Source organism: Ktedonosporobacter rubrisoli (assembly GCF_004208415.1).
Classification (GTDB): Bacteria; Chloroflexota; Ktedonobacteria; order Ktedonobacterales; family Ktedonobacteraceae; genus Ktedonosporobacter; species Ktedonosporobacter rubrisoli.
Genome location: NZ_CP035758.1, coordinates 1,916,635 through 1,931,381 on the forward strand (window position 1 = coordinate 1,916,635; position 14,747 = coordinate 1,931,381).

Consider the following 14,747-nt stretch of genomic DNA (forward strand, 5'->3'; position numbering starts at 1 on the left):
AACTGAAGAATACTTGCCATCTTTAGGAAAGACTTCTGACGAGTGAGGAAGGTGATACTACTTTTCCAAAAAAACTAATTTATCTGTCCCGCAGTAGCTACCGCGTAGTCGGGGAACCGGCCACGCCCGGTCCGAACGGGACCCGAGCAGGCACCGGGAGCATTGTCGCATCCAGGTGCCTGCGCAGGTCCCCAAGAGATTAGTTGGAGCGACCCGTCTCGTCCCCCAACCAGCGCGTCAGGGCGGCGGCCAGGCCGGCGGAGTCACTGGTGCCGTCGTCCGAAGCCCACGCTACAAATCCATCGGGACGTACCAACAAGCCACTCACCCCGGCGCCCTCCGAACTTCCCTGCACCAGCTTCAGGCGCCCAGCATAGGCCCTGGCCAGGGCTGCCAGCCTGTCATCCCCGGCAAGATCGACGAGCAAGGACTGGCCTTCATGGGTGTAGTCGGAGAGCCGTGTGCCGTCGTCTAGCCGGAGAGCGGGCATCGTCGCGCCGACAAGCGGATGACTGTTCCCCAGGTCGTAGTGCTGCCATAGACCTGAGATCCGCTTCACATAGTAGGTAGCCCCGTCCCGTGTGCCGAGGAAATCGCTGACAACGCTCCTGAGAGCTCGGCTGTAGGTGTCGCCGCGCATCACAGCTACCTGTGCGCGTGTCCAATCGAGCACCCAGGCGCCGATAGGGTGCCGTTCGCTGGTGTAGGTGTCGAGCAGGCCCTCGGGCGCCCATCCCTGCACGGTGGCGCCGAGCTTCCAGCCCAGATTGACAGCATCGCCAAGTCCCAGATTTAGGCCCTGACCGCTAAACGGGGAGTGCACGTGGGCGGCGTCGCCACAGAGCAACACGCGACCGCGCCGATAGGTTGCCGCCTGCCGCGCGTTGTCAGTGAAGCGCGCGCCTCTGGTGACCTCGGTCACGCGAACGTCGGCACCGCTGACGCGCCGCAAACTTGCCTCCATCTCGGCAGCAGTGACCGGTGCCTCCCGGTCCATCGGGGGGCCATCAAACTCGAAGGTGCGAACCCATCCGGGCATCGGGCCGTAGACGTAGACGCCGGTGGGAGTGTACTGCCAGCCGCGTCCCAGGTGCTCCGCTCCCTCCACGGTAGCTATTGCCTGACGGGCCGTCATCACCGGGTCCGTGCCGGGGAACTCGAAGCCCGCTTGGTGGCGAACCGGGCTGCGGCCCCCATCGCAGCCGACGAGCCACGCTACACGCACGTCGTCTCTGCCTTGTAGGTGAACGGTGACACTGGCCTCCTCTGCGTCGAAACCACGAACCTCAACCCCGCGCCAGACCTCAATGCCTAGCTCTGCCGCGCGCTCACCGAGTATCCGCTCCACCTCGATCTGAGGGATGGTCATGTACCAGGCCGGGCCACGGCCGCGCAGGCTGGGCTCCTCCTTATCGACGGGGCCTGCTGGGACATGAAGCCCACCGAAGTGCCCGGCGCCGACGAAGGGTGGCCCCGCCACAGCCTTCAACGCAGGGAGCAAGCCGCGCCGCTCAAAGGCTTCGACCGAGGCTGTATTGATTCCCCCCGCCTTGAGCGCCGTGTCGGGCTCCGTCAGGCGTTCGACGACCACCACCCGGACCCCTGCCAACTTCAGCTCCGTAGCAAGCATTAGGCCGACCGGCCCGGCTCCTACCACTAGCACGTCATAGTCCATCTTTATCGACATCTGGTATTCTTTTCTCATAGACATTGGATTTTCCTTTCGAATGCTTATTACTTGTAGCTATAAACGCTTCTTATATAGAACAGATTGCTCTAAGCCCTAAAATTTTTGTTAGCTGAGGGCTGGCTCGATTTACGCCGCTTCAGCTTTGGCTGGAGCAATAGAGGCTGGACGGGCCGCAACAGCCCGAAGAACAGAGACAATCGCCAGGACAATGATCACAGTTCCACACAGGTAAGGCACAGCATGACCAGCCGAGCTATACAGCCAGCCACCAAGCAAAGGACCAACAATCATCGCTAGCGATTCCATAGACTGGCTGGCACCACTGATCACTCCCTGCTGGTTGGCGCTGGCCATGCTTGAGGTCAAACCGCGCAGAGAGTTCTCGACAAGTCCGCTGGCTCCAGCAAAAAGGACCCCGCCGGCAATTAACAGGATGGGTGAGTTAGTCAAGGCCATGATCCCAAGGAGAACGTAGCTGATACCTACCAGGGCCAGCGACCAGTTACCCAGCTTCACGTTGCCAAAGATTGGCAAGAGCAAGCCCACCAGCACGCCTTGTACCAGGATATCAATCACACCTATAATCGATGACGCCAGGCCCGCTTCGGCGGCATTCCAGCCCAAACCATCTTTTAGAAGAATGGCAAGATTGGCAATCAGATGTGCGAAAGGCAGAAAGTAGAAGAAAAAGGCCAGGAGAAGCCAGCGCAAATGAGCCACACGGAATAGCGAGCCAAGCTGTTTCAGAGGGTTTAGATCGCTGACATTGATTGAGATCACCCGCTGGCTGCGGGGCAAACTTTCCGGAAGGAAGAAAATGCCCCAGAGCAGCGAAAGTGTGCAGACAGCGGCAGCCGCGATAAAGGGGGCGCTATAGTTAAGACCAGCCAGTAAGCCACCTACACTGGGGCCAATGATAACGCCAAGTCCCGAAACCCCACCAATGATGCCAAAGTACTTACCACGCTCCTCCGGCCTGGTGGTATCCGCGATATAAGCGAAAAGCACGCTGACATTGCCACCGGTCAGGCCGTCAATAATACGACCAACAAAGAGCAGCCAGAGCGCTCCTGCCAGACCAAAGAGCAGATAGCCCAAAGCAGAGCCGATAAGGCAGACGAAAAGGACAGGGCGACGGCCAAAGCTGTCGCTCAACAGGCCCAGGACAGGTGAGGCCAGCAATTGACAGATGCCATAGAGCGAAATCATCAAGGCTACTGTCAACGCCAGGTCATTGGGATTACTCAAATGTTGTTGAGTCATAAAAGGAACGACAGGATTAGCAATGGTCATACCCACCGTATTTAAAAAAGCCAGGACGATAAGAAAAATCATCGCCTTGCTGCCCGGCTTATTAGCTCTGTCCAACTGATCTGATACAGATGCGCCCATGCATACAACTCCAATCTGGCTTCTGTGTTAGCGATTTACTATGTCCCTAGCATACAGATCAGACGGACGAGTCAGCATCGCTCATGTGCATGATTAAGTGGATGATTTCGAGGCTGTTTTGTAGTATTTCCCTAAAGGAGTTCTAATTGAGCGGCCATGGTACTGGCCTCGACGCGATTATTGACGTTGAGCTTGCGATAAATGCTCTGCACTTGCGTGCGCACAGTATTGACCGAGACCACCAGCTCGCGGGCGATCGCCGGATTAGAGTTGCCCGCCGCTAGCAGGCGCAAAACCTTCTGTTCCTGCGGGCTTAGAGGTTCCAGCAGGCGATGAGAGGCTGGTGTGGCTTGCTGATCCGGCGAGTTCCTTTCACCGGCGAAGGCATGCAGAATACGCTGCGCATAGGCGGCCAGGGCCTTTTCGCGCAGATGAGGCAAGAGCTTGTGCAGCAGATCGGCCAGTTCTTCACCTTCGTCGAGGAAAAGTCGTAGATAGCCCGAGCTTCGCGCCGCTGCCAGCAGTTCGCGCAGTTGCTGGCGAGCATCCGCCTGCGCCCCCTGCCGGAGCAAGGCTAAAATGAGCACTACCTGGATCTGCATGCTCAGGTATATATGATTCGTCTGTAAAGCAGAGGTGCGCAAATGCTCAAGTAGTTCGCGCGCCGCCAAGACTTCTCCCCGTGCCAGGAGGAGGCGCGCATAGAGTATTTGTTCGCGCTGGCGTTGCAGCCGAGGCAGAATCTCTTCACGCCGCTCGATCTCGGCAAACCAACGTTCCACAGCGGCAAGATCACCATATGCGAGCTGGATACGCGCCAGCGTGGCCTGCACTTCACGCAAAAGCTGGTGATCATGAGGTGAGGCGGGCGTTTGATGGTGTGCCAGCCAGGCTGTCAAGCGCTGCTGGGCCTGTGTGCTCTGGCCCTTGGCGTGCTCAACGAGCGCCAGACGAGCCGTAGCCAGCGCCTGAAACTCTTCAACGTTTAGCTGCTCCCCTATCTCCAACATCTCACGCGCGGCTTGCTCTGTAGCATCCAACTGGTTCCATTGATACTCAATCTGAGTCAATCCCAACTGCATATGGGCAATATCATCACGATCCTCCTGCGCCCTGGCCTCGGCCTCTATCTGGCGAAACTGCTCGGCAGCGTAGTGAAGTTCCCCTTGCTCAAGATATACCCCGCCCAGTATCCCTCCAGCTGCACGTAAAGAGAACTGATTGTCTTGCAGTTCGCTGAGTCGTAGCGCTTCACGAGCAAGCTCAAGAGCATACGTCAGATTCCCGTCAAAGACCTCACCAACTACCACCGTGGTCAGGGTCAGATTACGCCAGGTCAGCGCATCCTGGGGCAGCCAGTGAAGCGCCTGCCTGGCCCAGGTCACTGCCTGAAGTATTCTTCCCTGCTGATGGGCCAGCAGGGCCCGAAAAGCGAATACTTCGGCTAACCGGGCGGTGTTGTTAGCATCGCGCCACTGCTGCTCTGCCGCCTGAAGCAGGAATTGTATATGCTTGTTTCCTCGCGCAGCTACCGGCGTATCCATTTGTTTGAAGAGGAAGGTCATGGCGTAGGACAAACAGAGCTTCGGGCTGCGCTCAAGCTCTGCTTGCGGCAGTCGTTCTAGAAAGCTCTGCAGGCCATACCACTCGGACTGAGCTAGCGCGTTATCCTGCCATACATGCTCAATCAATCGCTCGATCAGGCTAGCTGCACGCGGAAAGTTGGCAGCATTCAGCGCGGTCTCGGTAGCCTCGGCAAGCAATCCATGCGCCTCATACCAGGTGCTGGCCCGTGCCGAGATCTCGCACAACTGCTCATCTCCCAGGTACACCCTGGCCTCCTGCTGCATAGCACCTGCAAAAAGCGCGAGGTAGCGCGTCCACGTCCCCGTCTCGTCGAGTGGGATCAAAAAAAGATCGCTCTCGCGCAGAGAAGCGAGGAGTTGTGCGCTATTTGTTCGATTGGTTACCGCGTCGCAAAGCCCGGCAGTCATCCGGGGCAAGATGCTGGTTTGCAGCAGAAATATTCGCTGTTCCTCTGGCAATATGTGCAGCACCTCATTGAGAAAATATTCTCGTACGCTCCCATGGCTGTTAGCGAAAGTCTCCAATACCTGCTCGACCTCCGACTTTCTATTGGGATGATGCAGTGCCCGCGCTAGCAGGCGCAAGCCGGCAGGCCAGCCCTCCAAACGCTCGTGAATCTGACGCAGGATGCTTGGCGAGAGCGTACAGGCCAGCTCCTGCTCAAAGAAAGCACCTGTCTCCTCTAAGGAAAAGCCCAGGTACTGAGGATAGATGTCCAGCAGTTCGTTGCGCGCTCGCAGGCGAGCCACAGGAAACGGGGTATCGCCACGCGTAAGGATGATCACATGCAAGGAGGCTGGTAAGTGCTCAATGAAAAAGCTGAATGCTTCAGCCACCGCCGCTGCATTGATCACATGAAAATCATCAAGAATCAGTATGCCAGGGCGCTCAAGCTGACTTAACTCATTGAGCAGAAGCGTAGGTACCATGTCCAGAGGCTTAAAGGGCGGAAGCCGCTGCGCAAGCAGCAGTTCCAGCGCCTCTTTGCCAGAGCCCGGGCGAAAGCGCTGACAGGCAGCGATTATATAGCGCCAGAAGCGAATTGGCTCGTTGTCGCCCTCGTCAAGGGTGATACAGGCAACCGGTGGAAAATCAGCACGCGCGCCCCGCGCCGCAATCCATTGATTCAGCAGCGTGGTTTTTCCATAACCAGCAGGCCCGGCGACGAGCGTAACTTTATACTCCAGGCTTTTATCCAGCAGGTCCAACAAATGTTGGCGCGGGAGCAGCGATCTCTGAAGAGGCGGCAGTTGAAGCTTGGGCATTAACAACGGCTCGAATTGTGCAGTACGCGGGACCGCTTTATGCTCCTCCTCGTGTGCCAATAGCGCCGCTACTTCCTCCAATCGCTCAAGATTCAACTGCACGCTCCGGCCAGCGTAGCGCTTGACCATCCTCTCTCCGTGCCTGCGGTAGGCATACCAGTAGCCCTCGCTGCCCCGTGCGCGCTTCTCCTTCAACAGATTGATTTGTCCGGCGCGACCATGAAAAGCAAACGTGCGGTGCTCCCCAAGCCACGCCTGCCAGTCCTCTCCCTCCGGCGAGAACGGGTGCAGCGCTGTGTCTTCTGGCCCCACGAGACAATACTGTGCCTGCTCTGGCCGCCAACTCACTGTATACTGCGCACTCTTTGGCATCGCTAGAGATCTCTCCTCTCTTTTTTGCTCCCCAACAATTGCTAGGATGATTATATGCTGCTGGATAGCAAAAGGCAAGTGCTCCCCAACGGTTGGACAGGGCTTTTGCAACGTCCCGTGTTATCGCTACAAAGGGCCACACTGCAACTTTAAGGCTTCATGAGCTGGGCGCCAGGATGAGGCATCTCGTACAGGCACATATCTAACCAGAAATTGATTAGCGTCGTAGATATTGAAGAACTTCCTGGCTATGCCGATTTGTGGTGCAAATTAGACCTTGCCAGGTTGAGCAAAAAGTTGAAAAGGTGCTCAGATAGAAATAGTAAAGGTGATCTAGCATGCAGAAGAAGAGGCGAGCCACGTCAGCGGTTGAGTTTCTGGCGCATTTGCGCGCCTTCCTCTTCCCAGGAAGAGTAGCCAATACCCGGCGTGGGGCAGCCCGCTATCTCAATAATGCGTTGCGCTATATGCGCTGGTATGCCGTCAAGAGTGATCAGGTTGACTGGAACAAGCTATATACAGAAGCCAGGAAGAGAATAGAGCACGCGAGTTCGCCAGCCGAGACCTACGAGACGATTAAGTGGGCTCTTAGCCAGTTAGGTGATCATCATAGTCTCTTCCTCACTCCTGAGCAAAGTCAGCAATTAGGGCAGGGAAAGATGCTGGGGATGGGACTACTGCTTTCTAACGATGGTGTTGTAATCGAAGTTTTGCCAGAAAGTCCAGCAGGAAAGGCATCTATTGATGTAGGAGATCGTATCATCAGCCTTGACGGTGAGCCGTTAAGTCAAGAAAATCTGTCCAGGGTATATAATAGCCCTTCTCTGCTCGTAGAACTGCAACCGCGTTCTCAGCAGGAGAGCAGAACGGTTTCGTTAGAAGCTTCACCTTTCTACTCCAATCGCTTGCCCACCGCGAGAATTCTTCACGAGCACATAGGCTTGCTTGAGCTGCCATCCTTCCTTGGCAACGATGGCGAGATCTATGCCCAGACGGCTCAACGTGCGTTGCAAGAGCTCGACAAGAATTACACACTGACTGGCTGGATTATCGATCTACGGCGCAATACAGGCGGGGATATGTGGCCAATGCTGGCCGGAGTAGGCCCGATCCTGGGAGAAGGCAAGGTAGGATCTTTTGTGCATGCAGGCGGCAGCCGTGTTCCCTGGCTTTATCAACGAGGGCAGGCGCGCGCGGGCAGATGGGTAGCGGCTCGCGTAACGAACCCCTATCAGCTTAAACAAGCTATGCCGCCTGTTGCCGTCCTGACAAGCGAAAATACTATCAGTTCCGGGGAAGCCCTGGCCGTAGCTTTTCGGGGGCGCCCGCGTACGCGTAGCTTTGGTGAGCCAACGGCTGGTCTACCGACAGCCAATCAGGGTTTTAAGCTGCCCGATGGCGCTATGCTTCAATTGACCACAGCACTTGATGTTGATCGCAATGGCGTGAGTTATGATGGTTCTCTGGTCCCAGATCAAGAGGTGCCTCTTGATTGGTCGCAGCTTGAGACTGATCAGGATCTGGTGGTACTGGAAGCCTTGAAGTGGCTGCAACAACAATAAATATTGCCAAACCTGCCTTGACCCTGACACGATGTCATGCTTTACAATGTTAGCGAAGCTGAAGCACGAGGAATAGACTGAGTAAATATCATGTAGAAAGAACGTTACAGCTACTCAATGATATAAAGAATAATCGCATAAAAAAGGAAATAAAGCCTGGATGCTTTCAATACAAACGGTAGCATGAACGAGAGGATTAATTACATGTACTATGGCCTGGATATTCCTAATATTGGAGCATTTAGCGATGCCCGCGCGCTAGCGGATCTTGCGCGAACCGCTGAAGATGCAGGATGGGATGGAATATTTCTCTGGGACACGCTTCACTATCTTGCAGAAAATAAACCAGTGGCAGATGCCTGGATAGCTCTGACTGCAGTCGCCATGAAAACAGAGCGGATCAAAATCGGATTGCAGGTAGCCGTGCCGGCACGAAGGCGTCCAGCTAAACTGGCTCGTGAGATCGTCACGTTAGATCGCCTCTCGAATGGAAGGCTTATTCTGGGAGTTGGATTAGGAACCAATGAGGACAAGGGGTTTGGCGCTTTTGGTGAAGAGATGGAAGTAAAAAAGCGAGCCAAAATACTTGATGAAAGCCTTGATGTTCTCCAGGGCCTGTGGAGTGGAAAGCCATTCAGCTATACAGGCGAGCGTCATCAGGTTAAAGAGATAACCTTCCTGCCGACTGCCATGCGGACATCAGGGGTACCGATCTGGATTGGGTGGTTATGGCCTAAGAAAAAGCCTATGGAACGGGCTATGCGTTTTGAAGGAGCCAGCCCGCAAAGGTTCGTGGATAATGAATTTGGTGAGCTGGGACCTGGCGATATTCGTCAGCTTAAAGCATATATGGAAGAGAGGCGAGCGCCTGGGGCGCCTTTTGATATTGTAGTAGGTGGGCCAGTGTTTGAGGCTGTCAGGAACGAAAAGGCTCGGGCAACGCTGCTAGCTGTTCAAGAAGCTGGAGCTACCTGGGCGCTCCAACGGGTTGAGCCTGAAGACGAGATTGCGACCATACGTGAGGCGATCAAGCAGGGGCCGCCAAAACTGCAAGGAGCATAACAAATAGCAGGTCATGCCCATTTTCTTTTATTCCTATGGCTTTCCGGTTTTGCCTGGCCGAAAAAGAATCCCTCTACGTCTCATAAGGCCTGTGGAGAGCAGATCGTGATCTTTCCTGCTTAAAACCAGGGAAGGCATGAAGAGCGCAAAGCAGGAATTTCTATCCCGATTACCGAGATCGGGACGAGATCAATATTTGTAGTTGAGAAATAGAGAGAGGTTATCATGCTCACCATCGATATCGATACGGCCCGGCGCTTCATCCTTGGCAAGCAGGGCCTGTGGCCCGGGCGACGCTGGCGCGGCCGCGAAGGAACCGAGCAGGCCATACGTAGCATGGAGTATCTGCAACTCGACCCGTTGCGCATCATCGCGCGCAGCCAGGATATTAAGCTGCATAGCCGCGTCCTCGATTACGCACCGGACATGTGGGAGGAGCTAGCCTATCAGCAGCGCAAGTTCTTTGACTGGGGTGGCTGGCTGGCAGTCAGGCCGATGGATGAGCTGCCGCACTGGCGCGTGGTCATGCGCCGCGAGCGCGATGGTGTTTATGGCGACTCGCGCATTTGCCGCCTGGGGCGCGAGCACGCCGTGGCGATCGACGAAATGCGGGCTATCCTGCGCGAACGTGGCACCGTCAGCAACCGCGATTTCGAGATGGCGAAGCGCACACGAACGCAGCATTATCGCGGCCGCAAGGATAGTGCGCTGGCCCTATATTATTTGTGGCGCATTGGTGAAGTGATGACACATCACCGCAAGAACTTCGAGCGGGTGTATGCTCTCACGGAAACTGTTGCCCCGGCGCATCTCATCAACGAAAGCGATGAGGTCGAGGCCGATCGCTTCTTAATCAAGAAAGATATCAGCTTCTCTGGCCTGGCGCGGCCGAGCCGTGGTGCCGAATCATTTCGTGGATACGGCCAGCCGGATAGCGTCGCGAAGGATCTACTCGGGGCGATGCTGGCAGATGGCGAGCTCATCGAGGTGAAGGTTGAGGGCTGGAAGGCAGTACACTACGCTCTTGGGAGCGATGCTGCAGTGCTGCACGAATTGTGTGCGGGGCGGGTGCCGGAGGACTGGACGCCGCTAGGAACGAGCACGACTGAAGAGGCTGTCTTCCTCGCGCCGCTTGATCATGTCTGTGCACGTGGACGCGCCAAAGTGGTGTTCGGCTTCGAGTACGTGTGGGAGGTTTACAAGCCTGAGCAGCAGCGCAAGTTCGGCTACTACACCTTGCCCGTTCTCTGGGGCGATCGTCTCGTGGCCCGTTTCGACAGCAAGCTCGATCGAGCGACCAATACATTTATTATCCTGGGTTTGTGGTTGGAGGATGAGGCTACAGGACACGATGAGGCCTTTGCAGCAGCTTTGGCCCGGGGCTTTGCACGCTTCATTACATTTCTCGGCGCGAGCAAACTTGATGCAACGGCGATTCGCGAGCCGCTATTGCGCCAACGCGTCTGCGCATGTTCAGCTTTCCCACCTTCTCCAAAGCAGGCTGAGGGCCAGGTCTCAGCTCCATAAAAGCTCAAACTTTTGCTGCTCTGCCCTTACGGCGCTTGATGTTGATCGAAATGGTGTGAGTTAGGCAAACTCTCTTATTTCGTGCAGCGTTTGCTCGCTTTCCCACATTTTTGCGCTGATGCGAGCCAGATAGTGTTTGTTCAGCTTGAGAGGCCTCTATGTGTGGTCATGCCTGAAAAGCTTCGAGGGGCGAGAAGGGTGCGAACCTGTAGAGGCGGGCCGCACCCTACGCTAAAGCAGGCTTGATTACCTGGAGAAGCAAGCTAAAAATAATGTGAAGTGACGCCGCCATCAACCTGTAGCCAGGCCCCAGTAGTCCATGACGATTCGTCGGAGGCGAGATAGAGAGCCATGTAAGCAATATCCCTGGCTTCTCCAAAGCGACCCAGCGGGATACGGTTCAAGCGTAGATTGCGCGCTTCCTCGCTCGTCCATAGCCGGCGCAGGAGTGGCGTCTCGATGGGTCCGGGGCAGATGGCATTGCAGCGAATGCCATAACGGCCGTACTGGACTGCCAGCGATTTGGTTAACGAGAGCATTCCCCCCTTTGAGGCTGTATAAGCATCCTGGGGTACCGAGCAGCCGATAAAGGCCACAAACGAGGCAACATTGATAATCGAGCCCTGCTTATGCTCAAGCATATGGGGGATAACATATCGCGTGCAGAGATAGGCGCTTTTAAGATTTATGTCAAGCACGCGTTCCCAGGTATCCTCGCTCGTCTCAGTTACGCTACGGTCTTCAGGAGGCATGATGCCTGCATTGTTATAAAGAACGTCTATATGACCATACGTATCGACAGCGGTTTGCACAAGAGTTTTTACATCGGCCTCGCTAGCCACATTAGCCCTGGCAAAGATAGCCGACCCGCCGGCTTGCCGGATTGCATCGGTGACCGCTTCCCCGGCCTGCGCATTGGTATCCGTGACGACCACGCAGGCTCCTTCTTGCGCAAATAGCTCAGCCGCGACCTGGCCCATGCCGCTGGCTGAGCCGGTGATTATCGCCACTTTATTGGCTAACCTCATTGCTGATTGCTCCTTGATCTGCTCTAACTTTTAAAGATTTGCCGCCTTTAAGATAACCGTCTTCTCTTCCGTGAAAAACTCGATAGCCCGTGCGCCATGAGTGCGGCCGATCCCACTTTGTTTGTAGCCCCCAAATGGCATTTCACAATACACCTTGTTATAGGTATTCACCCACACGATTCCAGCTTTGATCTGCCTGGTCATGCGTAAAGCCTGCTGTGCATCCGTCGTCCAGAGCCCGGCGGCCAGGCCATACATGACATCGTTGGCCAGTGCAATCGCCTCAGCCTCGCTAGCAAATTTTTGCACGGTCACTACCGGCCCAAAGATTTCCTCTTGAGCCACGCACATACTGTTCTGTACGTCAGTCAAGATCGTTGGCTGCAGCCAGTTGCCACCGGTTTCGGCCAGCTCCTCCGGTACCTTCCCGCCATAAAGCAAGGTTGCGCCCTCGGTCAAGCCTTTCTGGATATAGGCCTGTACCGAAGCCAAATGAGCCTTTGAGATAAGCGGCCCCATCTCGCTGCGCAAATCCCAGCCCGGCCCTACTTTAATCTGCTTCACCCTTTCTAGATAGCGCTGCATAAACTCTGCATAGATACCTTCCTGCACCAGCAAACGCGCCCCGGCACAGCAATTCTCGCCCTGGTTGCGGAAAATCGCTCCTACGCAGCCTTCCACAGCTTCATCCAGATTGGCAGCATCCATCACGATATTGGGCGCCTTCCCTCCCAGCTCAAGGGAAAGGCGTTGCATATTGGCAGCGCCAGTTTCCATCAGAATGCGACCCGTGCTTGTCTCGCCGGTAAAAGAGACGCGCTGAATGGCTGGATGCCTGGCCAGGTGAAGCCCGATCTGAGCGCCCGGTCCGGTAATTACATTAAGCACACCGGCAGGAAAGCCGGCCTCTAGCGCTAATCTGGCCAGCTCGATAGCGCTTAAGGGCGTGGTGGAAGCAGGTTTGAGGACAGCTGTATTGCCAGCCGCCAGGGCCGGAGCAATCTTCCAGGAGGCGATAGCAATCGGGTAGTTCCAGGGCACAATCAACGCGCACGGCCCCACTGACTCGCGCAGAGTGTAGCCAAGATGCTGGTTAAAGGCTGCACTGCTTTGCCCATAAATTTTTGTAGTCCAGCCGGCGAAATATTCTAGCACCTCAGCACAATCCTCTACGTCTCCCGAGGCCTGGACCCAGGTCTTGCCCGTCTGGAGCATCTCCAGGATGGCAAGACGTTGCAGATCGCGTCTCACGAGGGCGGCCAGCGCATTGAGCAAGCGACCACGCTTATTGGCGCTCATTTGCTGCCATTCCGGGCTTTCGTAGGCGCTTAAAGCACTGGCCACGGCTCGCTCTACATCCTCAATTGTCCCTCTGGGAACATTGGCCAGCAGGCGATTGGTTGCGGGTTCATAGACGGGGAAGGTTTGTTCGTTGCTGGCCATTGTTTCTTGACCAGCGATGATCATCGCTGGAGCCAGCGGGAACTCAAACATAGAAATATCGATCATTTGCTCTGTCGTCTGCATAACATCTTCCTTAATAAAATAAGAGCATGATGCGATGAAGCTATCGCAACAAAAGGTATAATGGTCAGTCCTTTAAAAGGAAGTTAAGCATATCTAGCCCGATGGTGTCAAGAGTTATGGAGCATGGTTTCAAGCGGACTCAGAATGGTATAATAAGAGGGCCCGGAACTGCCATGCATGTATTGCCGTCAGTAAATGAGCAGCCATTGTGAGCGGAAAATGCATTAATGACGCGTATCTTCACTTGCCGGAGCTGATTGTGATCCTGTTCATATCCCCAGAGTAGCATGCGTTTAGTGTTGTGGCGATAGTATAAGGAAAGAGTGTGAATAAACAACTAGAATTTTTGTCCAAGGAGCGGCCTGAAGGTAGGGAAAGAGAAAGAGCGGCAGTCCCCTATGATTTGATTTTTGGACCGGTACGTTCGGTCAATGCTTTTGAAGAGACCATTGAGCGCCTGGCTCAGGCCATCAAGCTTGGAGTTGTAGCGTCAGGTACGCGCCTGCCTCCTGAGCGTGAGCTTGTGACCCGTTTTCAAATCAGCCGGGCTACCTTGCGTGAAGCCATTCGTGCTCTGGAGCAGGCCGGCTATCTTGAAGCCCACCGTGGGCGAGGAGGCGGTACTTTCGTCATCTATCGGCCGTCCGAAGGTTCAGAGGCAGATGTGCGGCGCATGATACATCAGATGGGTGATCGCCTTCTTGATGTGCTTGATTTTCGCTGGGCTATCGAGCTGGCCACGGCCGAACTGGCGGCCCAACGCATCAAGCCATCTGATAGTGTCTGGCTGCACACGCTGGTCGAAGCAATGCGCGCGCTTCCACGCTCAGAGTATCGACAGGCAGATTCGCGCTTCCACCTTGCTATTGCCGAATTGAGCGCCTCGCGTTCGCTCGTTGGCGCGGTCACCGATGTGCATATGAAGCTCAACGATTTGCTGGCCTCCTTTCCTATTCTCGAAGCCTCGCTGCGTCACTCAGATCAGCAGCATGAAAAGATCGTCAAAGCCATCTCTTCCAGAGATCCAAAGAGGGCGCGGGCGGCGATGGAAGAGCATGTGCAGGCAACGGCTAATCTCTTGCGGGGCTTCCTGGGCTAAATATTACCGCTGGATTGCTATATTGCCATATTTTGATAAGAAGAGAGGGGCAAGGGCTTGAAGGAAGAACAACCTGATGAAGTCTACCTATCTACATGCACGCAGATTGAACACTGGCCGCTAGAACTGGCTGAGAAGTTGCTTGATGACCCTCTTCCCTGGGGACCTCCGGCCTATGCTTTCGGCCACTATGTCGCTGACCAGCAGGGGCCCGAACAGTGCAGCGATTTTCTTGAACTCGTTTCATATGTTGATGGGGCCTATGAACGCCACGGCGATGACAGCCCTGAAGCCTGGAAATGGGCTGATATTATTTGCCGCGATCTGGAGAAGAATGGCACTTTAGCCCAATATACAACACAGGATTTGCTAGACATTCTGTTTCTTCATACTCGCTATGAGCGCTACTGTGATGGTCATATTCGTTCAGTGGAAACGCTCCTACGCAAGATCTTGCAAGCCGTCGTGCAACGTGTCCATTCTCTTCATCCACCCGTCTTTAAGATGCCAGAGGAGAGAAAGCCACGTTCTTAAAGAAAGATGAAACAAAAAGCCACTTCAAGGCATTATTATTAGTAAGTGAGCACTAATTCTGGAAAAGGCCTATTTGCAAGGGAAGACAGTATTAAGGGGAAG

The 14,747-nt window shown here is 55.0% G+C and carries 10 protein-coding genes; 5 read left to right on the plus strand and 5 right to left on the minus strand.

All coding sequences use genetic code 11. The annotated features are described in order from the left end of the window. Positions 1-199: 199 nt before the first annotated feature. The 3 genes from EPA93_RS08870 to EPA93_RS08880 form a co-directional block, all read right to left on the minus strand. Positions 200-1,705, minus strand: coding sequence for an FAD-dependent monooxygenase (locus tag EPA93_RS08870; protein WP_207229483.1), 1,506 nt, complete (start codon positions 1,703-1,705; stop codon positions 200-202). 111 nt (positions 1,706-1,816) lie between these two features. Then, entirely contained in the window at positions 1,817-3,082 is a 1,266-nt protein-coding gene (locus tag EPA93_RS08875; RefSeq protein WP_129886710.1) for an MFS transporter, read from the minus strand. 131 nt (positions 3,083-3,213) lie between these two features. After that, complete coding sequence (locus EPA93_RS08880; RefSeq protein WP_129886711.1) at positions 3,214-6,306, minus strand: winged helix-turn-helix domain-containing protein; 3,093 nt, start codon at positions 6,304-6,306, stop codon at positions 3,214-3,216. Positions 6,307-6,644: 338 nt separating this feature from the next. Between EPA93_RS08880 and EPA93_RS08885 the strand changes: the two genes are divergently transcribed. The 3 genes from EPA93_RS08885 to EPA93_RS08895 all read left to right on the plus strand — a co-directional run bounded on the left by EPA93_RS08885 (position 6,645) and on the right by EPA93_RS08895 (position 10,457). After that, positions 6,645-7,868: a S41 family peptidase gene (locus EPA93_RS08885; RefSeq protein ID WP_129886712.1), complete on the plus strand. Its 1,224-nt coding sequence runs from the start codon at positions 6,645-6,647 to the stop codon at positions 7,866-7,868. Between the two features lie 204 nt (positions 7,869-8,072). After that, positions 8,073-8,930 carry an LLM class flavin-dependent oxidoreductase gene (locus EPA93_RS08890; RefSeq protein ID WP_165422970.1) on the plus strand — a complete coding sequence of 286 codons (858 nt, stop codon included), beginning with the start codon at positions 8,073-8,075 and terminating at the stop codon, positions 8,928-8,930. A 225-nt stretch (positions 8,931-9,155) separates the two neighbouring features. Beyond that, complete coding sequence (locus EPA93_RS08895) at positions 9,156-10,457, plus strand: winged helix-turn-helix domain-containing protein (RefSeq protein ID WP_129886714.1); 1,302 nt, start codon at positions 9,156-9,158, stop codon at positions 10,455-10,457. Between the two features lie 263 nt (positions 10,458-10,720). Here the strand turns inward: EPA93_RS08895 and EPA93_RS08900 are convergent, their stop codons facing one another. Together EPA93_RS08900 and EPA93_RS08905 are read right to left on the minus strand one after the other, a co-directional pair. After that, the gene (locus EPA93_RS08900; protein WP_129886715.1) at positions 10,721-11,485 is read right to left on the minus strand and encodes an SDR family NAD(P)-dependent oxidoreductase; all 765 of its coding nucleotides are present in this window, start codon (positions 11,483-11,485) and stop codon (positions 10,721-10,723) included. Between the two features lie 30 nt (positions 11,486-11,515). Beyond that, positions 11,516-13,012 carry an aldehyde dehydrogenase family protein gene (locus tag EPA93_RS08905; protein WP_129886716.1) on the minus strand — a complete coding sequence of 499 codons (1,497 nt, stop codon included), beginning with the start codon at positions 13,010-13,012 and terminating at the stop codon, positions 11,516-11,518. Positions 13,013-13,337: 325 nt separating this feature from the next. On the opposite strand from EPA93_RS08905, the gene EPA93_RS08910 reads away from it, so the two are divergent. Together EPA93_RS08910 and EPA93_RS08915 are read left to right on the plus strand one after the other, a co-directional pair. Then, complete coding sequence (locus EPA93_RS08910) at positions 13,338-14,111, plus strand: FadR/GntR family transcriptional regulator (protein ID WP_207229484.1); 774 nt, start codon at positions 13,338-13,340, stop codon at positions 14,109-14,111. Between the two features lie 57 nt (positions 14,112-14,168). Continuing rightward, complete coding sequence (locus tag EPA93_RS08915; protein WP_129886717.1) at positions 14,169-14,645, plus strand: hypothetical protein; 477 nt, start codon at positions 14,169-14,171, stop codon at positions 14,643-14,645. The last annotated feature ends 102 nt before the right edge of the window (positions 14,646-14,747 follow it).